Origin of the sequence: Tardiphaga sp. 841_E9_N1_2 (genome assembly GCF_051811065.1) — a bacterium.
Classification (GTDB): Bacteria; Pseudomonadota; Alphaproteobacteria; order Rhizobiales; family Xanthobacteraceae; genus Tardiphaga; species Tardiphaga robiniae.
Genome location: NZ_JBPWQC010000001.1, coordinates 456,720 through 482,798 on the forward strand (window position 1 = coordinate 456,720; position 26,079 = coordinate 482,798).

At 61.1% G+C, this 26,079-nt stretch carries 15 protein-coding genes; 10 read left to right on the forward strand and 5 right to left on the reverse strand.

What is annotated here, in order from left to right; all coding sequences use genetic code 11:
* Positions 1-29: 29 nt before the first annotated feature.
* Positions 30-3,119: a MexW/MexI family multidrug efflux RND transporter permease subunit gene (locus AB8A50_RS01940; protein ID WP_093761901.1), complete on the forward strand. Its 3,090-nt coding sequence runs from the start codon at positions 30-32 to the stop codon at positions 3,117-3,119.
* 127 nt (positions 3,120-3,246) lie between these two features.
* Entirely contained in the window at positions 3,247-3,990 is a 744-nt protein-coding gene (gene cnbZ / locus AB8A50_RS01945; protein WP_439076574.1) for a 2-amino-5-chloromuconate deaminase CnbZ, read from the forward strand.
* A 3-nt stretch (positions 3,991-3,993) separates the two neighbouring features.
* On the opposite strand, the gene AB8A50_RS01950 is transcribed toward cnbZ, so the two are convergent.
* The gene (locus AB8A50_RS01950) at positions 3,994-5,457 is read right to left on the reverse strand and encodes a UdgX family uracil-DNA binding protein (RefSeq protein WP_439076575.1); all 1,464 of its coding nucleotides are present in this window, start codon (positions 5,455-5,457) and stop codon (positions 3,994-3,996) included.
* Positions 5,458-5,478: 21 nt separating this feature from the next.
* Entirely contained in the window at positions 5,479-6,720 is a 1,242-nt protein-coding gene (locus AB8A50_RS01955; RefSeq protein ID WP_439076576.1) for a putative DNA modification/repair radical SAM protein, read from the reverse strand.
* 162 nt (positions 6,721-6,882) lie between these two features.
* Between AB8A50_RS01955 and AB8A50_RS01960 the strand changes: the two genes are divergently transcribed.
* The 3 genes from AB8A50_RS01960 to AB8A50_RS01970 are packed head-to-tail and all read left to right on the forward strand — an operon-like array spanning position 6,883 to position 12,498.
* Entirely contained in the window at positions 6,883-7,674 is a 792-nt protein-coding gene (locus tag AB8A50_RS01960) for an ImuA family protein (RefSeq protein WP_175366676.1), read from the forward strand.
* Positions 7,568-9,154, forward strand: a complete 1,587-nt coding sequence (locus tag AB8A50_RS01965) for a Y-family DNA polymerase (RefSeq protein WP_439076577.1) — start codon at positions 7,568-7,570, stop codon at positions 9,152-9,154. The genes AB8A50_RS01960 and AB8A50_RS01965 overlap by 107 nt, the downstream gene beginning before the upstream one ends.
* Positions 9,151-12,498, forward strand: coding sequence for an error-prone DNA polymerase (locus AB8A50_RS01970; protein ID WP_439076578.1), 3,348 nt, complete (start codon positions 9,151-9,153; stop codon positions 12,496-12,498). Before AB8A50_RS01965 ends, AB8A50_RS01970 begins: the two co-directional genes overlap by 4 nt.
* 32 nt (positions 12,499-12,530) lie before the next feature.
* Here AB8A50_RS01970 and AB8A50_RS01975 read toward each other — a convergent pair whose 3' ends face one another.
* Positions 12,531-12,818 carry a hypothetical protein gene (locus AB8A50_RS01975; RefSeq protein WP_089266972.1) on the reverse strand — a complete coding sequence of 96 codons (288 nt, stop codon included), beginning with the start codon at positions 12,816-12,818 and terminating at the stop codon, positions 12,531-12,533.
* Between the two features lie 98 nt (positions 12,819-12,916).
* Between AB8A50_RS01975 and AB8A50_RS01980 the strand changes: the two genes are divergently transcribed.
* From AB8A50_RS01980 to AB8A50_RS01995, 4 genes are all read left to right on the forward strand, one after another.
* Positions 12,917-14,314 carry a CoA transferase gene (locus AB8A50_RS01980; RefSeq protein WP_439076580.1) on the forward strand — a complete coding sequence of 466 codons (1,398 nt, stop codon included), beginning with the start codon at positions 12,917-12,919 and terminating at the stop codon, positions 14,312-14,314.
* Positions 14,315-14,534: 220 nt separating this feature from the next.
* Positions 14,535-15,704, forward strand: coding sequence for an efflux RND transporter periplasmic adaptor subunit (locus tag AB8A50_RS01985; protein WP_089266974.1), 1,170 nt, complete (start codon positions 14,535-14,537; stop codon positions 15,702-15,704).
* Positions 15,705-15,740: 36 nt separating this feature from the next.
* A complete protein-coding gene (locus tag AB8A50_RS01990; protein WP_439076581.1) occupies positions 15,741-18,863 on the forward strand; it encodes an efflux RND transporter permease subunit in 3,123 nt (1,040 codons plus the stop codon).
* Between the two features lie 251 nt (positions 18,864-19,114).
* Entirely contained in the window at positions 19,115-21,679 is a 2,565-nt protein-coding gene (locus AB8A50_RS01995; RefSeq protein WP_439076582.1) for an HWE histidine kinase domain-containing protein, read from the forward strand.
* Between the two features lies 1 nt (position 21,680).
* Here the strand turns inward: AB8A50_RS01995 and AB8A50_RS02000 are convergent, their stop codons facing one another.
* Complete coding sequence (locus AB8A50_RS02000) at positions 21,681-23,096, reverse strand: TolC family outer membrane protein (RefSeq protein ID WP_439076583.1); 1,416 nt, start codon at positions 23,094-23,096, stop codon at positions 21,681-21,683.
* A 330-nt stretch (positions 23,097-23,426) separates the two neighbouring features.
* Here AB8A50_RS02000 and AB8A50_RS02005 point away from each other — a divergent pair, with 330 nt between their 5' ends.
* Positions 23,427-25,277 (forward strand): acetyl-CoA hydrolase/transferase C-terminal domain-containing protein, encoded by a 1,851-nt coding sequence (locus AB8A50_RS02005; protein WP_439076584.1) that lies wholly within the window; start codon positions 23,427-23,429, stop codon positions 25,275-25,277.
* Here the strand turns inward: AB8A50_RS02005 and AB8A50_RS02010 are convergent.
* Positions 25,274-26,053, reverse strand: a complete 780-nt coding sequence (locus AB8A50_RS02010; RefSeq protein WP_439076586.1) for an enoyl-CoA hydratase — start codon at positions 26,051-26,053, stop codon at positions 25,274-25,276. The two genes, AB8A50_RS02005 and AB8A50_RS02010, sit on opposite strands and share 4 nt — an antisense overlap.
* Positions 26,054-26,079 lie beyond the last annotated feature (26 nt).

Below are 26,079 nucleotides of genomic sequence, written 5' to 3' on the forward strand. Positions count from 1 at the left end.
CAGACGGTGCCGATGACGGAGCGACCGCAATGGTCTTCACGGATATCTTCATCAAGCGCCCGGTGCTGGCGCTGGTCGTCAGCCTGCTGATCCTGCTGATCGGTTTCAAGGCTGCAACCAGCCTGCCGATCCGTCAGTATCCGAAACTGTCGAATACCGTGATCACCGTCACCACGGTATATCCCGGCGCGTCGCCGGACCTGATGCAGGGCTTTATCACCACGCCGATCGAGCAGGCCGTCGCGGCTGCTGAAGGCATCGACTACATGACGTCAGCATCGACGCAGGGCCAGAGCCTGATCTCGGTCTATATCAAGCTCAACGTCGATCCCAATGCCGCTCTCACCGAAGTGCTGTCGAAGGTCAATTCGGTCAAATATCTGATCCCGCGCGAAGCGAATGACCCCGTCATTCTGAAGTCCACGGGGTCGACGACGGCGGTGATGTATCTCGGCTTCTCCAGTGAGGAACTGTCCGGCTCGGCGATCTCCGACTACCTGACGCGCGCGGTGCAGCCGATCCTGTCGACTGTGGACGGCGTGGCATCGGCCGAAATCCTCGGCGGTCAGACCTTCGCCATGCGCCTGTGGCTCGATCCGCTACGCATGCAGGGCCGCGGGGTATCTCCGGACGATGTCGCTGCGGCGATCCGCGCCAATAACTTCCAGGCGGCAGCCGGTCAGACCAAGGGCTATTACATCGTCTCCAATGTGACGGCGAATACCGACCTGCAGAACGTCGAGCAATTCAAGCGCATGACGGTGAAAGCCAAGGACGGCGGCTTTGTCCGTATGGAGGATATCGCCACCATCGAGCTTGCCGCGCAGAGTACGGACGCGAGCGTGGCGTTTAGTGGCGAGCGCGCGATCTTTATCGGCGTGCAGGCGACGCCGCTCGGCAATCCGCTCAACATCGTCAAGGGCGTGCGCGCGCTGTTTCCCGAACTCGAGCGTAACCTGCCGCCATCGCTGAAGATGAAGGTCGCCTACGACTCCACCAAGTTCATCACGTCGTCGATCGAGGAAGTTCAGAACACGCTGATCGAAGCCGTCGGCATCGTGATCGTGGTGATCTTCCTGTTCCTGGCTTCGTTCCGCTCGGTCATCATTCCGGTGGTGACGATTCCGCTGTCGCTGGTCGGCGTCTGCAGCCTCATGCTCGTCATGGGCTTCAGCATCAATCTGCTGACCTTGCTGGCGATGGTGCTCGCCATCGGCCTCGTGGTCGACGACGCCATCGTGGTGGTGGAGAACATCCACCGCCATCTCGAGGAGGGCAAATCGCCGGTGCAGGCGTCGCTGGAAGGCGCGCGCGAGATCGTTGGTCCGGTCATCTCCATGACCATCACGCTGGCGGCGGTGTATGCGCCGATCGGCTTCATCGGCGGTTTGACCGGTGCGCTGTTCCGCGAATTCGCCTTCACGCTGGCGGGCTCGGTGATCGTATCCGGCGTTATCGCGCTGACGCTGTCACCGATGATGTGCTCGGTGCTGTTGAAGCAGGAAGAGCCGGGCTGGTTCGCCAAGAAGGTGGACAAGGTGTTCGGCGCAACCACGCGCTGGTATGGCCGGCAGCTCGATCGTTCGCTGGACTATCGCCCCATCACGGCCATGTTCGCCGTTGTGATCCTCGGTCTCGTCGGCTTCATGTACATGAATACGTCGAAGGAGCTGGCGCCCGAGGAAGATCAGGGCATTCTGTTTGCGGTGACCAAGGCACCGAAATACGCCAACATCGACTACGCGGATTTCTATGGCGACCGCATGGACGAGGCGTTCAAGAAGTTCCCGGAAACCGATCTGCGCTTCATCATCAACGGCACCAACGGTCCGAGCAACGGTATCGCCGGCATGCTGCTGAAGCCGTGGGACGAGCGCAAGCGTTCGTCCACGCAGCTGAAGCCGCTGGTGCAGGCCGAACTCAGCAAGATCGAGGGGGTCAACGCCTTCGCATTCAACCTTCCGGCGCTGCCGGGCGGTCCCGGCGGTCTGCCGATCCAGATGGTGATCAGCTCGACCAACGGTTTCCAGTCGGTCTATGAAGAGATGGTCAAGTTGAAGGAGACCGCGCGCAAGAGCGGCCTGTTCATCGTCAGCGACAGCGATCTCGATTTCAATCAGCCGGTGGTGCGCGTCTCCATCGATCGCTCCAAGGCCAACGACCTCGGCATTACGATGTCGAGCATCGGCAATACGCTGGCGACGCTGCTCGGCGGCAACTACACCAACCGCTTCAACCTCGAGGGGCGCTCCTATCAGGTGATCCCGCAGGTGCCGCGCGGCATGCGGCTCTCGCAGGATTCGCTGGCGAACTACTATGTGCCGACGATCACGGGTCAGCAGGTGCCGTTATCGACGCTGGTGAAGGTCGAAACGGGCACCAATCCGAACGCGCTGTCGCACTACAACCAGCTGAATTCGGCGACCTTCCAGGCGGTGCCGATGCCCGGCGTGACAGTGGGGCAGGCGGTCGACTTCCTTGAGGGGGCCGCCAAGCAACTGCCGTCGGGCTTCAATCATGACTACCTCGCCGACAGCCGACAATATGTGCAGGAAGGCAACCAGCTCGCGGTGGCGTTCGGCTTCGCGCTGATCATCATCTTCCTGGTGCTGGCAGCGCAGTTCGAAAGTCTGCGCGATCCGCTCGTGATCATGATTACGGTGCCGATGGCGATCCTGGGCGCGTTGATCCCGCTGTTCTTCGGCATGGCGACGATCAACATCTACACCCAGGTCGGCTTGCTGACGCTGGTCGGTCTGATCTCGAAGCACGGCATCCTGATGGTGGAGTTCGCCAACGAACTGCAGCTCAAGGAAGGTCTCGATCGTCGTTCGGCCATCGAGATGGCTGCCCGCGTGCGTCTGCGTCCGATCCTGATGACCACGGCCGCGATGGTCACCGGCCTGTTGCCGTTGCTCACCGCGGCGGGTGCTGGTGCAGCCAGCCGCTTCTCGATCGGCCTCGTCGTCGTCTCCGGCATGATGATCGGCACGCTGTTCACGTTGTTCGTGCTGCCCGCGGTTTACGTGGCCATCGCCACCGATCACCGCGCCGGCAAAGAGACGGAGCGCGCCAAGCAGATCGAGGAATTCGATCTGGAGCATACGCGGACGGCCTGATCGCACGGACGCGGCCTTGCGAAGCTGAGCTTGCGGCGCCACATGGTTTGAGGTTGGATGGCGGATCGCTTCATGCGATCCGCCATTATCTTTTGGCGGCCCGCATGGCCTCCACAGGACCCATCCCATGACGCGCGATTTTCCGGCCGGCAATTATCGCTATATTCCCGCAGTTTTTCAGTATTCCAGCGGCGTTGCCGCCAATGCGGATTTCGAGATCGAGCGCGTTCGTTTCGACACGTGGCTGCCATTGGCCGATGGGTTTGCGCGTATTGCCGATTACATTCTCGCGGCGGATCGCCCGCTGACATCGTTCTGCGCCTGCGAACTGCGCTCGCCTGCAGTGGTCGACGAAGCTGGCTTCCGGACATTCAACGAGCACTATGTCAAGACGCTTGCTGAATGGGGCATCTTCGACGGCACGAACAATCCCGTCGCGCGCAGCAATGTGTGCCTCGAGATCGATCCGCCGAGTGAACCGTCGTTTTACGCGTTCTCGTTCACGCGGCCGTCGCTCGGTGCCAAGCCGACTTTCGTGATTGCGGGTGGTGCTGATGCGCGCGGTGGTCCCGGAACATATCCCGAGCGCATCACGCGCTATCGCGAGACCTCGCTGGACGCATTCCGGGAGAAAACGAGGATGACCATGAGCAATATGGAGGAGCGTCTGGGCGAATTCGGCTTCTCGTGGAAGGACACGACTGCGACGCAGATCTACACGGTACAGGATTTCCATCCCGTGGTGGCCAATGAATTGGTTAAGCGCGGTGCGTCACGGCAGGGCATGACCTGGCATTTTGCGCGGCCGCCGGTGGTCGATCTCGAATTCGAGATGGACACGCGGCGTGTAATGCGTGAATTTGTGATTTGACCGTCAGGCTGCGCGCGCTGATTTACCGAGATGCGCGGCGACGATCCGCAGATCGTCGACGAAGTGCGCATATTCGCGCGCCTTGGCATCCTCGTCGGGCAGTCGTAGCAGATAGGATGGATGCACGGTCACGAGAACCTGTGTGCCATCATCAGCCTCGATGATCTGGCCACGCGTCTTGCCGATCGGCGTGATCTTGCCGAGCACGCTTTGCGCGGCTGTCGCGCCCATCGCGACGACGAGCTCGGGTTTCACGGACGCTTTTTCGCGCTCATACCAGGGACGGCACGCCTTGATTTCCGGCGTTGCCGGCTTCTGGTGCAGACGGAATTTTCCGCGCGGCACGAATTTGAAATGCTTTACGGCATTGGTGACATAGACTTTGTCTCTGACAATGCCGGATTCCTTCAGCGCCTTGTCGAGCATCTGTCCGGCTGGTCCGACGAATGGCTTGCCGGCAAGGTCTTCCTTGTCGCCGGGCTGTTCGCCGACCATCATCACCGACGCATGTTGTGGTCCCTCGCCAAATACAGTCTGCGTCGCGTCTTTCCACAAATGGCAGGCACGGCAATCGGCGGCTTCGTCGCGCAATGCGGCAAGACTTTCCTTCCCGCTATGTTCGGCCGTTTTGGTCGCATGCGACTTGACCATGGTTTCCTCCCGACGTTGTGGTTTCTTGGGCGCGCTGGCTTCAGCCGCGATCATGTCACCTGTGATGCGTTCAGCTTGCGCGATCAGGGGCTTGATCAGCGCGGCTTCGGGCAGGTTGCGCCAGTATTTCTTCGGCATCTCGTTCTGCATCGCCTTGGTCTTCAACCGCGCCGGATTGAAGATGTTGGCGTAATAGGTCAGCCATACCTCTTCGAGCCGATCCTTGGTCGGCGCATCGGCTTTGCTGACGCCGGGCGTGATGGAAATCGCGTGGCCGTCCCAATGTGCGCAGAGATCCGGCGTCAGGATCGACCATGCCATGTCGGCGAAGCGCCGCGCGAAGAACGGCGCGGCGAGTTCGACGATGTGATGTTCGGGCTCGAACCAGGCGACGAAATGCGACTTCGGCTCACGGCCGATTTCGCGAAACCGCACGAAAGCATGCATCTTGTGTTCGTCGCGCCGGACAGCCTTGGCCATCGCCTGCAATTTAGCGATGTCGGAATCGATCGCGACGTGGATCAGATCGGGATTGTCGCGCAGCCGCCACAGGAGGCGATAGAGCAGGGCGAAGCGTTCGGGATCGCGATGCAGGATCGCAGTTTCGGCGAGTTCGACGAATTTGGCCGGAACGTTGAACGTGCCTTTTGCAGCGTCGGATAGCGACGTTGCCGGCGAGGCGGAGAACAATTCAGGCTCGGCGCCTGCAACCGTCCATGTCACGTCAGTGGGAGCAATGTCGTTGAGCGCCAGTTTGCGTGCCGCCTTGCGCCAGCCTTTAAAGTCGGTGTCGCTCTCCAGCACTATGGTGTGCATCGGGTCTCCTGAAATGAAATTCTAGAACCCAAATCCCAATTGCGTCGCCTTCGGCTTGAAACGCTGCGCCAGCTTCGCGCCGTCCAGCAAATTCACGGCCGGGCGATGATCCGGAAGAACGATGAAAGGCAGTGCCTTGTTCCGCGGAATATGCAGCCGGGCGAGGTCGCCGACGCGGATCGACGAGATGCGGCGCGTTTCGATGATCCGCTGCACGGCCTTGGCGCCGAAACCGGGCACGCGCAAAAGGTCTTCGCGGCTGGCGCGGTTGACATCGAGCGGGAAGCGGTCGCGGTGTCGCAGCGCCCAGGCGAGTTTCGGGTCCATGTCCAGCGACAGCATGCCGTCATTGTCATCGACGATCTCGTCGGCCTCGAAGCCATAGAAGCGCATCAGCCAGTCGGCCTGATACAGCCGATGCTCGCGGATCAGCGGCGGGGCGCGCAGCGGCAGTGCGCGGCTGGCATCGGGGATCGGGCTGAAGGCGGAGTAATAGACGCGCTTCAGATTGTAGGACCCGTACAGATTGGCCGAGGTGCGGATGATGGTTGAATCATTGGCGCTGTCGGCGCCGACGATCATCTGCGTGCTCTGGCCGGCCGGCGCAAAACGCGGCCCGACTTTGCCGCGCGGCGTCGGCTTGCGTCCTTCGCGGGCCTCATCGAGTTTCAACCGCAATCGCCCCATGGTGCGACGAATGGCACGGACGTCTTTCTCCGGCGCCAGCTTTGCGAGGCTGTCTTCCTCGGGCACCTCGATATTGATGGAGAGGCGGTCGGCATATGTGCCGGCCTCGGTGATCAGCGCGTCGTCAGCTTCCGGAATGGTCTTGAGATGGATATAGCCGCGGAAGTGATGCTCCTCGCGCAGTTTCCGCGCGACGGCGACAACCTGTTCCATCGTGTAATCGGCGCTGCGGATGATGCCCGATGAGAGAAACAGTCCCTCGATGTAATTGCGCCGGTAGAAATCCAGTGTCAGTTGCACCACTTCGTCCACGGTGAAGCGGGCGCGCGTCACATTGCTGGAGGCCCGGTTGACGCAATAAAGGCAATCGTAATTGCAGGCATTGGTGAGCAGGATCTTCAGCAGCGAGATGCAGCGGCCGTCCGGCGCATAGGAATGACAGATCCCCATGCCTGCGTCGGTCGAGCCGATGCCTTTGCCGTCGCGGGAGTCCCGTTTCTCGGTACCGCTGGACGCACAGGACGCGTCGTATTTCGCGGCATCCGCCAGGATCTCCAGCTTGCGCTTCACGTCCATGTTCAAAAATCCCTTTGATTCCAAACGCTAAAAAAGTGGCTGATGATCCCGATTGACTCGGCTTGCCATCTTAGCTTTATATTAGAACATATCATGAACAAATGGGCCGGCAATGGGTTCACTAAAAACCCGCCACGGCGAAACAATTTCGAGGAGCGGCGCATGACCGGCGCACGCATGACCACGCTCGCGCAATTGCGCGGCAGCATCGAACGCATCGAGACCCACAGCGATACCTATGCGCCGGATCGCGTGTCGCTCGGCCATGCCGAGGCGGACGCGGCGCTGCAAGGCGGCCTCGCGCGTGGCACCATGCATGAGGTATTCGCCGAAGGTCGTCACAGCGCGGCGGCCACGGGCTTTGTCGCCGGCCTCGCGCACCGTGTCTCGGCAAAGCGGCCGCTGCTGTGGATCCGGCAGGATTTCTCCGAACGCGAATGCGGCGCGCTGGCCATGAGCGGCTGGCGTGAGCTCGGCCTCGATCCGCGCCTGCTGGTCACCGTGCGCGCGCCCGATGTCGAGACGGCATTGCGGACCACGGCTGATGCGCTGGCCTGCGATGCGCTGGGCAGCGTCGTGCTGGAAACCTGGGGCGACAGCAAGCAGTTCGACCTCGTCGCCAGCCGCAAGCTCACGCTGGCGGCGCGCGGCTCGGGCGTCACGTGCCTGTTGCTGCGGACTGCAGGCGTTCCGGTCTCGAGTACGGCAGAGACGCGCTGGATCATCCGCTCCGCGCATTCGCCGCCATTCAGGCCCTGGCAATCATGGGGCGTGCCCATGCTCGACGTGCAACTGGTTCGAAATCGCCACGGCCCGAACGGGCAATGGATCATGGAATGGAAGTGTGATGAGTGCGTTTTCCGTGACACATCGGCGCATCCTCAGCCTGTGGCTGCCGCGCCTGCCAACCGATCGCATCAAACGTCAGCTCGCGCGCAACGGCGCGCCAGCTAATCTGCAAGCAAGTATCGTCGTCGCCAAGCAAAGCAATGCGCTGCAGATTTCCGCGCTGGACGATGCCGCGGCGAAGCTCGGCCTTGAACCAGGTCTGCCGCTCGCCAATGCCCGTGCGGTCTGTCCGGACATTCATGTGTTCGATGCTGATCCTGTCGCCGATATGCAGGTACTGACCGACATCGCCGATTGGTGCGACCGCTTCACGCCACTGGTAGCGCTGGATCTGCCGCATGGCCTGTTTCTCGACATCACCGGCTGTGCCCATCTGTTCGGTGGCGAGGCCGCACTGATGGAGCAGCTCTGCGCGGCGCTGTCGCGGCAGGGTTTTATTGTCAGTGCAGCGATTGCGGGGACATCGACATGCGCGCGCACGCTCAGTCGATATGCACATGGCCGGATCATCGCCGCGGGCGAGGAGGCCAAGGCAGTGACGCCGCTGCCGCTGTTCACGCTCGGCGCCGATGAGGCGATCACCCGCGGATTGCGCCGCGCCGGCTTGAAGACCATCGGCGATGTCGCCTCGCGCTCGCGCCCCGAAATCACCGCACGTTTCGGCGCGGAATTCACGACGCTGCTAGAACAGGCGCTGGGGCAAAGCGATGCACCGATCTCGCCGCGCAAGCCGCTGCCGGATTATATCGTCGAGCAACGCTTCGCCGAACCGATTGCCACCGATGGCGTGATTACGCTGACACTGGCCAAGCTGGCACGCACGCTGATCGATGCGATGGACAGGCAGGGCAAGGGCGCGCGGCGGCTGGAAGCGGCGTTCTTTCGCACCGACGGCGCGGTGCGCGTGATCACCGCGGAAACCGGCCTGCCGGTGACCAAAGGCGAGGTGATCGACCGGTTGTTCCGCGAGCGACTGGACGCGATTGCCGATCCGCTCGATCCCGGTTTCGGTTTCGATATGATCCGCCTGTCGGCCAGCCGCACCGAGATTGTCGTACAGCAGCAGCGCGACCTCGATGCCAATGTTCACGCCAATGACGAACTGGCCGACCTGATCGACCGTATCGCCGCGCGGATTGGTCCTCGCCGTGTGCTGGTTTATCTGCCTGTCGAGAGCCACATTCCCGAACGCGCGATGCTGGGGGTACCGGCACAGCATCATCTGGCTGCCGCCATGCAGGCAGCATGGCAGGCGCGTGAAGACGAACCGCCTTTGCGGCCGTTACGGTTGTTCGAGCAGCCCGAACTGATCGACGTCCCGCTTGCGGAGTTTCCAGACAAGCCACCGAAGAAGTTCACCTGGCGACGCGTCTCTCACAATGTCGTTCATGTGGAAGGTCCGGAGCGTGTGTCGATGGAGTGGTGGCGTTCGCAGGAAGCGAAGCCCACGCGCGATTACTTTCGCGTCGAGGATGAGGCAGGTCAACGTTTCTGGCTCTTCCGCGACGGGCTTTATGGTGAGATCAGAGACGCGGACGATCAAGCCGTTTCGCCGCAATGGTTCGTGCATGGACTGTTCGCATGAGCACGGGCGGCGTCGGCGCGCCTGATTATGCCGAGATTGGTGTTACCAGCAATTTTTCGTTCCTGCGCGGCGCGTCGCATCCGCAGAACTATGTGCATCTGGCCAGTGCCGAGCGGCTTTATGCCATCGGCATTGCCGATCACAACACCATGGCCGGTGTGGTGCGTGCCTTTGCCGAGCTGGACCACAAGGATCTTGTCTACAAACCGAAGCTTCTGATCGGCACACGGCTGGTCTTCAATGACGGCACGCCTGACATCCTTGCCTATCCGTGCGACCGCGCTGCCTATGGTCGACTGTGCCGGCTACTGAGCATGGGCAAGCTGCGCGGCAACAAGGGTGAATGCCTGTTGCAGCTCGGCGATCTCGCTGACTTTAGCGAAGGGCTGCTGCTTGTTTTGATGCCGGCCTATCGTATTGACAGCAACCTTGTCCTTCGCACGTTCGATGCACTGTCTCAATTTTCGACAGGCGGTGTATGGCTCGGCGCCAGTCCGTTTCATCGGGGTGATGACAAACGCCGTCTAGCCAAGTTGCAGCGCATCGCAGCCACTGCGCGCGTGCCCCTGATTGCTACCAATGATGTGCTCTATCACACGCCAAATCGCCGCATCCTGCAGGACGTGGTCAGTTGTATTCGCGAGAAGACCACCATCGAGCAGGCTGGCCGGGTGCTGGAAATGAATGCCGAACGGCATCTCAAGTCAGCGGCCGAGATGGTCAGACTGTTTCGTGATTATCCCGATGCGATCCGTGAAACCATCCGTTTTGCCGATCGCATCACGTTTTCATTGAACCAACTCCAATACCAATATCCCGACGAACCGGTCCCGCCGGGAAAGACCGCGCAGCAGCATCTCGCGGATCTGACCTGGGAAGGATATGCCCGGCATTTCCCGAACAGTGTCGATGAGACACTCGAAGCCACATTGCGCAAGGAGCTCGCGCTCATCGCCGAGCTCGGTTACGCGCATTACTTCCTGACCGTGCATGACATCGTTCGCTATGCGCGCAGCCAGAAGATCCTGTGTCAGGGGCGGGGCTCGGCGGCCAATTCAGCGGTTTGCTATATGCTCGACATCACCTCGGTGAATCCCGCCGAGGTTGATCTCCTGTTCGAGCGCTTCATCTCCAAGGAACGGCTTGAGCCGCCGGACATCGACGTCGATTTCGAGCACGTCCGGCGCGAAGAGGTGATGCAGTATGTCTACAAAAGATACGGCCGTCATCGCGCGGCAATCATCGCCACCGTCATCCACTACCGGCCGCGCTCGGCAATCCGCGATGTCGGCAAGGCGCTGGGGCTGACCGAGGACGTCACCTCGGCGCTGGCCGACACCGTCTGGGGCAGTTGGGGCAAGGGTCTCAACGAGATGCAGGTCAAGCAGGCCGGTCTCGATCCATCCAATCCGATGATCGTGCGCGCAGTCGAGCTTGCCACCGAGCTGATCGAATTTCCGCGCCATCTGTCGCAGCATGTCGGCGGCTATGTGCTGACGCAGGACCGGCTCGATACCTATGTGCCGATCGGCAATGCGGCGATGGATGACCGTACCTTCATCGAATGGGACAAGGACGATGTCGACACGATGAAGATGATGAAGGTCGACGTGCTCGCGCTGGGCATGCTGACTTGCATCCGGAAGTGTTTGGATCTGGTCGCTTATCACAAAGGACAGCGTTACGAACTCAAGGACATCAAATCCAAGGATGATGATCCGGTCTACCAGATGCTTCAGCGGGGAGAATCCCTCGGCGTATTCCAGGTCGAGAGTCGTGCCCAGATGAACATGTTGCCGCGCCTGAAACCGCGCACCTTCTACGATCTCGTCATCGAAGTCGCGATTGTTCGCCCGGGCCCGATCCAGGGCAACATGGTGCATCCCTATCTCAAGCGGCGGGCGATGAACCCTGATGATATCGAATATCCATTTCCGAAGGGGGGCAACAAGGACGAACTGAAGAATGTCCTGCACAAGACCCTTGGCGTGCCACTGTTTCAGGAACAGGCGATGCGCATTGCCATCCAAGCGGCACATTTTACTTCAGAAGAGGCCAATGGTCTGCGCCGCGCCATGGCGACGTTCCGCAATGTCGGCACCATGCATACGTTCGAGGCGAAGATGGTCGGCAAGATGGTCGACCGCGGCTACGATCCGGTATTTTCCCAGAGCTGCTTCGATCAAATCAAAGGTTTTGGCAGCTACGGTTTTCCGGAGAGCCATGCGGCGAGCTTCGCGCAACTTGTCTATGTCTCGTCATGGCTGAAACATTATCATCCGGATGCATTCTGCTGCGGGCTGTTGAACTCACAGCCGATGGGGTTTTATGCACCTTCGCAGATCGTGCGTGATGCGCGCGACAACGGCGTCGATGTGCGCGAGATCGACGTGTCCTTCAGCCATTCGCAGAATACTCTGGAAGAACGGAGCAGAAGGCATTGCGCTGTTCGCCTCGGCTTTCGCCAGATCGATGGATTCAAATGGGCGGATCCGGATGAGGAGCGCGAACGTGAAAAAGCTGGCAAGCCGCCGGGAGAAGATTGGGGCAAGCGCATCGTTGCCGCGCGAGAGCGACAGCTTTTCACCTCGCTGGAAGATTTCGCCCGCGATACCGCTTTGCCAAAACGCGCGCTGATCATGCTCGCCGATGCCGATGCATTTCGCTCGATCGGGCTCGATCGCCGTGCCGCACTATGGGCGGTAAGGCGATTACCCGATGATGTGCCGTTGCCGTTGTTCGAAGTTGCGACCGCGCGCGAGCAGCCGGACGAGAATGCGAAGCCTCTGCCTGAGATGCCTTTGCCCGAACAGGTGGTCGCCGATTATCAGACTATCCGGCTGTCACTGAAGGGACATCCGATGGAGTTCTTGCGCGCGAATTTCACGCGGGAAAAAGTGGTGACCTGCGCGAGCATTGTGGATGCCAATGACAGACGGCGCGTGCGTTGTGCCGGCGTCGTGCTGGTGCGGCAGCGGCCGGGCAGCGCCAATGGCGTTGTCTTCATGACACTGGAGGACGAGACCGGCATCGCCAATATCGTGGTCTGGCCGAAAGTGATGGAGCAGTTTCGCAGGGAGGTCATGGGTTCCAGACTCATCCTGGTCGAGGGGCGCATCCAGAGTAGTCCAGAAAAGGTCGTGCATCTCGTCGCCGAACGGCTGATCGATCGCTCGGACGATCTGAAGCACCTTGGCAATGATGCACTCGGCACACCGCAGCAGGCGCTGTCAGGTCCGGAACCGATCAATGACGATCGCCGCGAGCATCCCGGCAATCCCGCCCAGCGCATTCGCCATCCGCGCAATGTCCGGATCCTGCCGCGCTCGCGGGATTTCCATTAAGCGCCGTTCAGAAACCATTCAGCCGTTCTTACCTATTCAGGTGATGCACCGACTGGCGGTCCGCCGGGCGGCCGGTGCAGGAAAGTAATAGTGGCATAGGCGCCGATCCATGAACCGACGGCGGCGAAACCCACATACATCCAGTTTTCGGTATAGCTGATGACGGCATAGGACGAGAGTACATACCAGACGCTGCTCCAGGTGGCCGCAGGGATGCGCCGACGGGCCACCACCGCAGAGGTGAACATCACATAGACCGCGTCGGTGGCAGCCGTGGCCAGCACCACGGCGCCGGCTGTCAATGGATCGATGGTGGCCATGCTCTCTCCTCCATGCTTGTACAAGATGATGCGATGACGGATGTGGTCACCTGGAAGCGTGAGCTGAATCGGTGGCGTGGGAAAGGGGGAGGACGTTGATGTACGGCATTCGTGAACTGCTCGGCGACCTCTGGAGGCAGGCTGGCAGTGATATTGCGGCGCTCCAGCGTGTCGCGCTGACCGGCAATGAGCCGCAATTGCCGTCATCATTCCATGTCGGTGCAGCCGCTCAGGTCAGTATCGCTGCGGCCGGAATGGCGGCTGCCGAAATCTGGCGGCTACGCAGCGGGCAGACGCAGACCGTCTCTGTCGATATGCGCCACGCCATCGTCGAATGCCGCAGCGAGCGCTATCTGCGCTGCGACGGTAATCCGCCGCCGCCCGCCTGGGATGCGATCGCCGGTGTCTACAAGACCGGTGACGGCAAGTTCGTCCGGCTGCATACCAATTTCCCGCATCATCGCGACGCTGTCTGCCAAGTGCTGTCATGCGCGCCGGAGCGTGAAGCGGTGCAGGCGGCATTGATGCACTGGAACGGCGAAGCCTTCGAGACTGCGGCCTATGCAGCCGGCGGTGTCGTGGCGCTGATGCGATCCCATGACGAATGGATGGCGTTGCCGCAGGCCAAAGCCGTTGCTGAACTGCCGCTCGTCGAGATCACCCGGATTGGCGACGCCGAACCGAAGCTGTGGCCGATCGGCGCCCGGCCGCTTGCCGGTTTGCGCGTACTCGATCTCTCACGCGTTATCGCCGGTCCCGTCGCTGGTCGTACGCTTGCGGCCCATGGCGCGGATGTCATGCTGGTCTCCAGCCCCGATCTGCCGGCGATCCCGTGGCTCACTATCGATACCGGCCGCGGCAAGCTCTCGAGCTTCGTGGATCTCCAGAGCGGGCAGGGGCGCGACACCTTGCGAGGATTGCTCGCGCAGGCGGATATCTTCTCGCAGGGCTACCGCCCGCAATCGCTCGCGGCGCTCGGCTTCTCGCCGGAGGAGGCGGCCCGTGTCAGTCCCGGTATCGTCTATGTCTCGCTCTCCGCCTATGGCCGTTCCGGGCCGTGGGCCGGGCGCCGCGGCTTCGACTCCCTTGTCCAATGCGCGACCGGCTTCAACCATGCCGAAGGGCAGGCGGCCGGCGTCGACGGGCCGAAGGAATTGCCGGCCCAGATGCTCGATCACGCCACAGGCTACTTAATGGCATTCGGCGCCATGATCGCCCGCGCACGTCAGGCGCGTGAAGGCGGCAGCTGGCACGTGCAGGTCTCTCTTGCCCGCACCGGTCAATGGCTGTGGGATATGGGAAGAATCGCGGAAGGTCTCGCGGTCGACGACCTCAAGGGTGAGATGGTCAAAGCCTTTACCGAGGATATGCCGTCCGGCTTCGGCCAGTTGTCGGCGGTCCGTCATGCAGCCGTGTTATCGCGAACCCCGGCATCGTGGACGCGTCCGGCCATGCCCCTCGGCAGCCATCCGGCGGTATGGCCGTCCGGTAATTGAAACCCATTTGCAGGATTTCAAAATTTTAACGAAGATTCGTAAGTGCACACGCGTTTTTAGATTGTCTGAACGCCCAGATGCGCACTATTAGCGCGTGAATGGGACAAATCGCCGCGGAATAAGTGCGTTTCCTACCAAGGACTGGACAGTGACGAATTTAGATCAACGATCTCAGCTGTTTAGCGGAAAGCGCCTGATCGCGGGCGGTTGCATTGCTGCCATGCTGGTCGCCGCAGGCATCGGCTACGTGCGGCTGTCCACCCCGTCGAAGGGGCATTCCGACGTTTCGAGCCAGTCGCGGAAGAATCCGCAGCGCTACACGACCTCCCCATCGGAATGGGCGAGCCTGACCATCGAGCCGGTCACCGTGCGTGCCTTCCGCGCCGAACACGTCACCGAGGGCAAGATTGCCGTCGATGAGGACCGCTCGACCCCGATCTTCTCACCTTATGCCGGCCGCGTCACCAAGCTGCTCGCCAAACCAGGCGACCACGTCGAAAAGGGCCAGCCGCTCTTCGTCATCGAAGCGGCCGACACTGTCGGTGCGCAGAATGATTTCGTTGCCGCGACCACGGCTCTCAACAAGGCGAAGTCGCAAGTCGATCTCGCACAGATTCAGGACAAGCGTGCCCGCGACCTGTTCGAAGGCAAGGCTGTGCCGCTGAAAGACTATCAGCAGAGCCAGGCCACGCTGCTGCAGGCACAGAACGATCTGCGCACCGCCGACACGGCACTCGAAGCCGCACGCAATCGCCTGCGCATTCTTGGCCTCTCGGAAGATGCCATCACGGCGTTTCAGGAGAAGGGCCGCATCAATCCGGAAACGACGATCTACGCGCCGCTTGCCGGCACGGTTGTTCAGCGCAAGATCGGTCCCGGCCAGTACATCAGCGCCGGCGCTGCCGATCCGGTCTTCGTGATCGGCGATCTCTCATCGGTGTGGCTCACGGCCTTTGTGCGCGAGACCGAAGCTGCTGCCGTACAGATCGGTCAGGAAATGAGTTTCACCGCACTCGCGCTGCCGGGCCGTGTGCTCACTGGCCGCATCAGCTATGTCGCGACTGCGCTCGATCCCGCGACGCGTCGTCTGCTGGTACGTGCCACGCTGGACAACAGCAACGGTCTGCTGAAGCCCGAAATGTTCACCACCGTGACGATCTACGCGCCCGGCGACCAGCCGACGATAGGCGTGCCGAAAACGGCGCTGATCTATGAAGGCGATCAGGTCCGCGTTTGGGTGGCGCATGACGACAAGACCATCGAGCTGCGCACGATCAAGACCGGTATGACCAATGGCAATCTCGTCGAGGTCCATGGCAACCTGAAAGCCGGCGAACGCATCGTCACCAAAGGCAGCTTGTTTATCGATCGCGCGGCCTCCGCCAGCTAACCCCCAGCTTCGGCTCTTCTGAAAGGTCCGATCTGGATGGATCGTCTTGTTGCTCTGGCCGTCGACCGTCGCTTCCTGATGGTGGCGATGTTCGCCGTCGTTTTCATCGGTGGTCTGTTTGCTTTCAATCAGCTGAATATCGAGGCCTATCCCGATCCGACCCCGCCGATGGTCGATATTGTGACCCAGAGCAACGGTCTCTCTGCCGAGGAAATCGAACGCTACATCACGATTCCGATCGAAGCGCAGGTCGCGGGCATCAAGAACCTCAAAACGATCCGCACTATCTCGCTCTACGGTCTCTCCGACGTCAAATTGCAGTTTTCGTTCGACTACACCTATGACGAAGCATTGCAGCAAGTCCTGAACCGGTTGTCGCAGCTCGGGACCTTGCCGGGCAATGCGCAGCCGACGATCTCGCCCATCTCTGCGGTGGGTGAAATCTTCCGTTACCGTCTGGTGGGGCCGCCGAACTACAGCGTACTCGATCTCAAGACCCTGCAAGATTGGATCATGCAGCGCCGCTTCCGTGCGGTACCAGGGGTCATCGACGTCATTGGTTGGGGTGGCAAGACCAAAACCTATGAGATCCAGGTCGACTTCAGCAAGCTCGTTGCCTATGGCTTGACGCTGCCGCAACTGCTGACCGCCGTCGGCAACGCCAATATCAATGTCGGCGGCAACACCGTGAATATCGGCGCGCAATCGGCCGTGGTGCGCGGCGTCGGCCTCATTCGCTCGATCGACGACCTTTCCAATACGATGATCTCCCAGACCAACGGCAATCCGGTTCTGGTCAAGGATGTCGCCACGGTGTCGGTCGGCGAGAAGCCGCGCCTCGGCATTGCCGGTCTCAATCAGGAGGACGATATCGTCCAGGGCATCGTGCTGATGCGCCGCGGCGAGAAGAGTTCACCGACCATCGCGCGTGTCGAACAGCTGGTGCAGCAGATCAATCGCGGAGGCATCCTGCCTCCCGGCGTGCGGATCGAACGCATCTATGACCGCAAGGACCTGATCGACACCACCACGCATACGGTGCTGCACAACATGGTCGTCGGCATCCTGCTGATCGTGCTGCTGCAGTGGATGTTCCTCGGCAACCTGCGCAGCGCGCTGATCGTCGGCGCCACTATTCCATTCGCCCTGTTTTTCGCTGTCATCATTCTGGTGCTACGCGGCGAATCCGCCAACCTGCTATCGGTGGGCGCCATCGATTTCGGCCTGATCGTCGATGGTACGGTCATTATGGTGGAGGCCATCTTCAGACGGTTGACCCAGACCACAGAGCTTTCCGAAGCGGAGCGCAGCCACATCTCGCCCGAGACCATCATGGGCATGAAGAAGCATGGCATCCTCAGCGCATCCGCTGACGTGTCGCGCTCGATCTTCTTTGCCGCCGCGATCATCATCGCCGCGTTCCTGCCGCTGTTCACGCTGTCCGGTGTTGAAGGCAATATCTTTGGACCGATGGCGCGGACCTACGCTTATGCGCTCGCCGGTGGCCTGATCGCGACATTCACCATCACGCCTGCGCTGAGCGCGATCATTCTGCCGGCGCATGTCCATGAGACCGAAACCTGGATCATGCGCCAGCTGCACCGCCTCTATATGCCGGTACTGCACTGGGCGGTCGCCAGCCGAAAGATCGTACTGGGCATTGCGATCGGTCTCGTCGTGGTGACTTTCTTCATGGCGCGTTTCCTCGGCCTGGAATTTCTGCCGAAGCTGGAAGAGGGCAATCTCTGGATCCGCGCCACGCTGCCGCCGACGATCTCGCTGCAGGAAGGCAACACTTACGTCAACGAGATGCGCCGGCTGATCCGCCAGCAGCCCGAAGTGGAATCCGTCGTCTCGCAGCATGGCCGTCCCGATGACGGCACCGACGCGGCTGGCTTGTTTAACGCGGAATTCTTCGCCCCGCTGAAGCCTGCCTCCGAATGGCCGGCGCCGCAGGACAAGGATGCGCTGACGGCGCGCCTGCTCAAGGAACTGCAGACGAAATTTCCCGGCGTCGAGTTCAACTTCTCGCAATATCTGCAGGACAACGTCTCTGAAGCCGTCTCTGGCGTGAAGGGCGAGAACTCGATCAAGCTCTACGGCAACGATCTGGATGCACTTACCAAGACCGCTAACGAGATCAAGGCCGTACTGTCGACGGTGCAGGGCGTGACGGATCTCGCCGTGTTCACATCACTGGGGCAGCCAACCATCCAGATCGACGTCGACCGCGCCAAGGCTGCGCGCTACGGATTGTCGCCCGGCGATATCAACGCCACCATCAAGGTGGCGATCGGCGGCGACTCCGCTGGCGATCTCTATGAGCCCGGCAGCGATCGGCATTTCCCGATCATGGTGCGGTTAGCGCCGGAATATCGCCGTAGCGCTGAGGCGATTCAGAATTTGCGCATCGGCGCGCCCGGTCCGAACGGCACGATCGCGCAGATCCCGCTAAGTGAAGTGGCGTCGATCAATCTCGTCTCCGGTGCGGCCTATATCTATCGCGAGAACCAGGAGCGTTATCTGCCGATCAAGTTCTCGGTACGCGAACGCGATCTCGGCAGCGCCATTCAGGAAGCGCAGGACAAGGTCGCCGCGCTCGTTCAACTGCCGCCGGGCTCGCGGACCGAATGGGTCGGCGAGTTCGGCAATCTTCAGGACGCTATCGCACGGCTTTCCATCGTGGTGCCGATCAGCCTCGCTCTGATCGGCGTGCTGCTCTGGTTCAACTTTGGCTCGATGGCCGACACACTGCTGGCCATGAGTGTGATCCCAATGGCGATCTTTGGCGGCGTGCTCGGTCTACTGATCACGGGTATTCCGTTCAGCGTATCGGCGGCGATCGGCTTCATCGCGCTGTTCGGCATTGCTGTCATGGACGGCATCCTGATCCTGTCACAATACAATCAGCTGATCGACGAGGGCTATGAGCGCATCAAGGCTGTGATCCGGACCGGCGAGTTGCAACTGCGGCCGGTGCTCATGACCTGCATCGTTGCGGGCGTCGGCCTGCTGCCGGCGGCGCTGTCGGAGGGAATCGGGTCTCAGGTCCAGAAGCCGCTCGCGGTTGTCGTCGTCACTGGCATGATGCTGGCGCCGCTGGTGATCCTGATCACCCTGCCGGTGCTGATCTCGTTCTTCTCAAGCCGGGCGCGTTAAACCAGCCTGCGACGGGAGCGGCTCGGGCTGTCCCTGAGGCAGCCCGATGGCCCATATCCAAAAAACCGGCCTCGGCATGGATCGAAACCGGCGCTTGCCCGTTGACCGGTTTCCCATCGGGCTATTCCAGCCCCCGTGGCGTTTCGGTAGGTGCTCTTGAACGCTGTATTTACAGATCTTTTTTCAAAGATGCAGCCGTGCCATGCTGGCGGCCGTCGTTTCGAGCGCCGCATCTTTTCAGAGACTTTTTGATGCTCACCAAGACCGCCTCTGTCGACCTGACCAATTGCGACCGCGAGCCAATCCACATCCCCGGCAGCATCCAGCCCTATGGTTGTCTGCTCGCCTGCGATGGCTCTGTCGGGATGGTCCGGCGCCATTCGGTCAATGCCGGCGCGATGCTTGGTGTGGGATCAGGCGACATCAATGGCCGCAGGCTGGACGATCTGATCGGCGAGGGGCCGGCGCACGACATTCGCAATGCCATCGCCAAATGGGGCAACCAGCAGCGCCCGGGACTGCTGATTGATTTCAAGGTCGCGCATTCGCAGACCGCGTTCAACGTCGCTGTGCATCGGCACAAGGGCGTCAACATCATCGAATTCGAGCCTGTGGACGCCAGCGAGGCGACACCGCCTCTGGAGTTGTCGCGCTTGCTGATCGGCCGCATCGGTCAATGCAACGATCTCGACGTGCTGTTTGACAATGCGGCGCGGCTGCTGCGTGGCGGACTCGGCTACGACCGGGTGATGGTCTATCAATTCGCTCATGATGGTTCCGGCCGGGTGATCAGCGAGGCGCGCCGCGGCGATCTCGAGAGCTTTCTGGGGCAGCACTTCCCGGCCGGCGACATCCCGCAGCAGGCGAGGGTGCTCTACGTCCAGAACACCGTGCGTATCGTCTCGGATGCAAGCGGTGAGCGCGTGGCCATCGAGCCGGAGTTCGACACATCTGGTGAACCGCTCGACCTGTCCTTTGCACATCTGCGCAGCGTTTCGCCGATCCACTGCGAGTATCTGCGCAATATGGGCGTCGGTGCATCGATGTCGATTTCCATCATCCACGACGGCGTGCTCTGGGGGCTGATCGCCTGCCATCACTATGCACCGCGCGCGCTTTCCATGGAGAAACGCGTTGCTGCAGAGATGTTTGGCGAGTTCTTTTCCATGCAACTGGCCGGGCTTCTTCAAAAACGCAAACTGGCTGCTAGCGAAAGCGCGCGGCGCTATCTCGACCAGCTGTTGCACAATGTTTCGCATCACGGCGATGTCGAAGACCTGCTCAAGGAAAGCATTCGCGATTTTAGCGTACTGATGCCGTGTGACGGTATTGGCCTATATCTCAACAAGACCTGGACGTCTTATGGCAGCGCGCCACCGGCTGCCGCAGCGCCGGCGCTGATGGGCTTCATCAATTCAGTGGCCGAAGGCAGGGTGTGGGCGACGAGCGCATTGTCAGATCGATTACCGGCAGCTGAAGACTATGCCGTTGCCGTTTCCGGCGTGCTGGCCGTGCCCTTGTCGCAACTGCCGCGCGATTATCTTCTGTTCTTTCGTAGCGAAGTTGCGCAAACCCTGAACTGGGCGGGTGATCCCAACAAGACGTACGAAATCGGTCCATTGGGCGATCGGCTGACACCGCGCAAGAGCTTCGCGATCTGGAAGGAGACCGTACAGCGCCAGTCCCAGCCATGGTTGCAAAACGAGCGCGACACCGCCGAAGCCGTGCGCTCGGCTTTGGTGGAAGTGGTGCTTCGCCACAACGAATTACTGGCGGATGAGCGGCACAAGGCTGACCTGCGCCAGAAAATGTTGAATGAAGAGCTCAATCATCGCGTCAAGAATATCCTGGCACTGATCAAATCGCTGGTCTCCCACCCGGTCGAGGATGGCCGCAGCATCGAGGATTATGTCGCCTCCCTGAAGGGACGTATTCAGGCCTTGTCGCTTGCGCATGATCAGGTCATCCGCGGCGCCGGTGGCGGTGCGTTAGAGGGATTGCTCGATGCGGAGTTTTCGCCGTATCGCGAGTCGGTAAAAGTGATCGAGGTGACCGGGCCCGATGTTTCGCTCGACGCCCGAGCCTATTCGGTACTCGCCCTCGTGCTGCACGAACTGGCCACCAATGCCGCCAAATATGGTGCGCTTTCCGTAAGCACGGGGCGCTTGTCACTCCAGTGGAAACGCACCGATATCGGCGATTGCGAAATCCACTGGCTTGAGCGCGACGGCCCCCTTGTCACACCGCCATTGCGGCCGGGCTTTGGATCGATGCTGATCAGTCGCAGCATTCCCTATGATCTCGGGGGTGAAAGTGATGTCGATTACGAGCCGGCCGGCGCGCGCGTGCGGTTGCTCATCCCGGCGCGCTTCGTTGTCTGGCCCGCGCCGGTGGCGGCGCGCAACGTGCGCGCCCGACGCGAGGATGACAGGCCGATGGCGTCGATGCGCGGCTTGAAGGTGTTGATGGTCGAGGACCAGCTTCTGATTGCCATGGACGTCGAGACCATGCTGACCCACGAGGGCGCGGCATCGGTCGAGACGGCATCTTCGGTCAAGGAGGCATTGATCGCGCTGGCGATCATGAGGCCTGATGTGGCCATCCTCGACGTCAATCTCGGCAATGGCAGTTCGGTGCCGGTGGCCCAAGCATTGCGCGAGCGGGGCATCCCCTTCGTCTTCGCCACAGGCTATGGCGAAACCAACCTGATCCCGGCGTCGATGGATGACGTGCCGATCGTACGCAAACCCTACGACCTCGCATCGCTGGTCGCCGCGATGACCACGGCGATGGCGAAGAAGAGCTCAGCCGGATAGTTTATTGTCCCGAGGGCGTGCGCAGCCCGTGCCAAGCGTCGCGCACCTGATGATAGTGAACTTCCGGCAGATAGTCTGGCGTGTTTAGCCCAAGCGTCTTCACATCCAGCCTGCCAATTGCGCTGAGCAGCGAATAGGATGCGATGACCCGGTCACGCTGCGCGCCAATCAGGCGTGCCTTTGCCTGTACGAGATCCTGCTGTGAGTTCAGGACGTCGACGGTGGTGCGCTGACCGCCCTGGGCCTCGCGCTGTACGCCCTGTAGTGCAACGCCAGCGGCGCGTACTTCGGCTTCCGCAGCGCTGACAGCGGTCTTGGCGCCTTCATTTGACACCCATGCACCGACGACTGCGGTGCGGGCCTGATTGCGGACCTGTTCGAGCACCAAGCGGCTGACCGACGACAGTTCCTTGGCCTGGCGCGTCTGCGCAGCACCGAGGCCGCCGTCATAGATCGGCGCCGTCAATTGGCCGACGATCGAAGCCTGGTCGGTGCCAAAAGTGCCAAGCGTCGGATCCGATTGGCTGGATTTGCTGGCGCTGCCCTGCAGCGTCAGAGTAGGCAACAGGCTGCTCTCGGCCACCTTGATCGTCGTGGTCGCCACATCGACATCGTAGCCGGCTGCCAGCACGGCGGGGTGTGCCTTAAAAGCCTGATTGACGGCATCGTCGCGGTTGCGCGGCAGCAGCCGATCCATCGGTTCCGCCGGACTGAGCCGCGAGGGTGCAGCACCGATCACCTGCGTATAAGTTGCCTGGCTGATGGCGAGATTGACTTCCGCGGCATTGAGATCGGCCTGGCCACGCGCCAGTCGCGCTTCGGCCTGTGACGTGTCGGTGGGCGTGACGTCCCCGGCGTTGAGCCGCTTCTGGGCGATGCCGAGGGTTTCGCGCAGGGAGGTGACGTTGGTGCGCTGGGCTTCGACCAGCGATTGGTTGGCGAGAACATTGGTATAGGCAACGACAGCATCGAGCAGCACGCCCTGGCCGACATTGCGCAGCGCTTCCCGGCCGGACTGGACCTGCAATTCCGCGACGCGGACACTGTTGGCTGTCTTGTTTCCGTTATAAAGCGTCTGGGTGACCGTGACGCCGATGGTCCATGGCTTCAGCGTTGCGCCCTGGATGGTGTTGTCTACGAGCAGGTTGCGTACGGCCTGAAGGCCATAGCTCAGTGTGGCTGCCACCTGAGGCCGGTAGCCGGCCATCGCCTGCGGAACGTTCTCATCGGTGGCACGCTGGCGGGCCCGTTCGCCGTTCAGCTGCGGATTGGACTGATAGGCTTTGGCAAGGGCTTCCGACACCGTTTCGGCACGGGCATCGACGGCAGCAAAAATGCCATAGCCAATCAGGCTCAGGGCCATGCCTCTCCGAAGCGCGCGCCTTGCGGCGAGGCCAAATATGCCGTGACGAACCATATTATCCCAAAGCAATCTTCGGACGTCCGCCCCCGCCGACGTCTAGGTATGTTTAGAGGGCGTTGCCTTTGCAGGCAAACCATCCGGCGAAGAACCTCCGGGCTTTTGCGCTTTCCCCACAGGGCATTTGGCTGCCCCGATTTGCTTGATTGATCAGGACTCTAGGGAGGATGGGGCGCTCCGTGAATGCGACGAATAAACCCGCTTCACATGGCCGCGTGTGTTGCATGTCGGGCACATTTCTGAATAACCGCACGCAGTGGTAACTCTGTCCGGCTTTGCTGCGCGATTGCGCTGAGGAGCTGCCGATCCTGCCCAGCCGGAATGCCTATGCCCAAGATCTTCACTGATCCCGACGCCATGGCCGAAGACATCATTCGCGACGTTGGGACGACGCTCGTGGTCGGGCTGCCGCTCGGGCTTGGCAAGGCCAATCATATCATCAATGCGCTCTATCAGCGCGCGCTGGCCGATCGCAGCATCAGGCTGACGTTCTTCTCTGCCCTGACACTGGAGAAGCCAAAACCATCCAGCGAGCTGGAGAAGCGCTTCATCAATCCGGTGATCCAGCGGCTGTTCGGGGGCTATCCTGATCTCGCTTATGCAAACGCGTTGCATAAAGGCGAGCTCCCGCCAAATATTCAGGTCAACGAATTCTTCTTCCTTGCGGGAAAATGGCTGCGGGTTGCCGACGCGCAGCAGCACTATATTTCGGCGAACTACACCCATGCGTCGTCCTATCTTCTGACGCGCGGGCTCAACGTCATCACGCAATTGGTGTCGAAGCGTGTGGTCGATGGCGCCGCGCGCTATAGTCTGAGCTGCAATACCGACACCACGCTTGATCTGATGCGGGCGCGCAATGAAGGTCGCGTCTCGTTCAGGCTAATCGGTCAGGTCAATTCGGAATTGCCCTTCATGCCGGGGCAGGGTGATCTCACCGGCGATGAGTTTCACGCGGTGCTCGAAAGCCCGGAGACTGAATTTCCGCTGTTTGCGCCCCCGTCCGAACCGGTCAACGACACCAAATATGCGATTGGATTACACGCTGCGGGCCTGGTGCGCGACGGTGGCACGTTGCAGATCGGCATTGGGCAAGTGGGCGATGCACTAGCGCAGGGCTTGATCGTTCGCCACCGCGACAATGCGGCGTTTCGCCATCTGATGCAGCGTCTTGCCCCCGATGCGCCTCCGAAGGAAGTCGCGACGTTCGAACGTGGCCTCTATGGCGTGAGCGAAATGCTGTTCGAAGCCTTTCTCGGCTTGATCGACGCCGGCATTCTGAAGCGTGAGGTGGATGGCACCATCGTGCATGGCGCGTTCTTTCTCGGGCCGAAGGCATTCTATCAGGCGTTGCGCGACATGGTGCCGGAGCGTCTGGCGAAAATCCAGATGATGCCGGTGTCGTTCACCAATGAGCTCTATGGTGACGAAGATGCCAAACGCCGTGCGCGCGTCGATGCGCGCTTCGTCAACAATACGATGATGGCGACGCTGATGGGCGCCGCGATCTCCGACGGTCTCGAGAACGGTCAGGTCGTGAGCGGCGTCGGCGGACAGTACAATTTCGTCTCACAGGCTTTTGCTCTGGAGGGGGCACGCTCGATCCTGACTCTCGAAGCGACGCGCGCCGGCAAGAAGCCAGCCTCCAATATTCGCTGGAGCTACGGTCACACCACGATCCCGCGACACCTGCGCGATATCATCGTGACGGAGTATGGTGTCGCCGATTTGCGCGGGAAATCGGACGCCGACGTGATCGCGGCCATGCTTCAGGTGTCCGACTCGCGCTTTCAGCCGGAGCTGATGAAGCAGGCCAAGGAGGCTGGAAAGCTTCCCAAGAGCTATGACATTCCTGCTGCGTATCGCGACAACGTGCCCCAGCGAATCTCCGCTGTCCTCAGGCCGGCGCGGGACGCCGGTCTGCTGCCCATGTTCCCGTTTGGTAGCGACTTCACCGAAGTAGAACAGCGCCTGATCCCCGCACTACAGATCCTCAGCGCTGCATCGGCGTCGCCGCAGAAGCTCGCTGGATTGTTCTGGGAGGGCATGACGCATACAGCCAGCGCATCTGATGAGGCGGCGCTGGCGCGGCTCGGGCTCGATCGTCCGGCCACATGGGCCGAACGCGCCTATCGTCTGCTGGTTTCCGCCGCGCTCGCGCGCAGCGGCTCAGCCTAGCGATTCTTGTTGACCGGCTTCCGCTTCTCGATGAAGGCGGCCATGCCTTCTGAACGGTCTTCCAGCGCGAATGTCGCGTGAAACAGATCGCGTTCAACCTTGAGGCCTTCGGTGAGCGGCGTCTCGAAGGCGCGATTGACGGCGTTCTTTGCCATCGTTGCCACCGGGCGCGACATGGCGGCGATCTTTTCCGCCATAGCGATGGCTTCTTCCATCAGCTTGTCGGCTGGGACAATGCGGCTGACGAGGCCAGAGCGCTCGGCTTCCGCCGCATCCATCATGCGGCCCGTCAGGCAGAGGTCCATCGCCTTTGATTTGCCGATGGCGCGGGTGAGGCGTTGGGTGCCACCGATGCCGGGAATGGTGCCAAGAGTGATTTCCGGCTGGCCGAACTTCGCGGTGTCTGCGGCGATCATGATGTCGCACATCATGGCGAGTTCGCAGCCGCCGCCGAGCGCATAGCCTGAGACGGCAGCAATGGTCGGTTTGGTACAGGTGGCGACACGGTCGCCGCCGATCGCGGTGAAGTCGCTGGAGAACATGTCGATGAAGCTCTTTGGCTGCATCTCCTTGATATCTGCTCCGGCGGCAAATGCTTTCTCGCTGCCGGTCACGATGATGCAGCCCACGTCGGTGTCGGCTTCCAGCTCGTCGATGGCGATCTTGATTTCGCTGAACACACCGAAAGAAAGCGCATTGAGCATCTTCGGGCGATTCAGCGTGATGATGCCGACCGCGCCTTTGCGCTCAACGATGAGGTGTTCGTAGCTGCTCATGTTCCATCCCGCGGATTTTTGCCGAA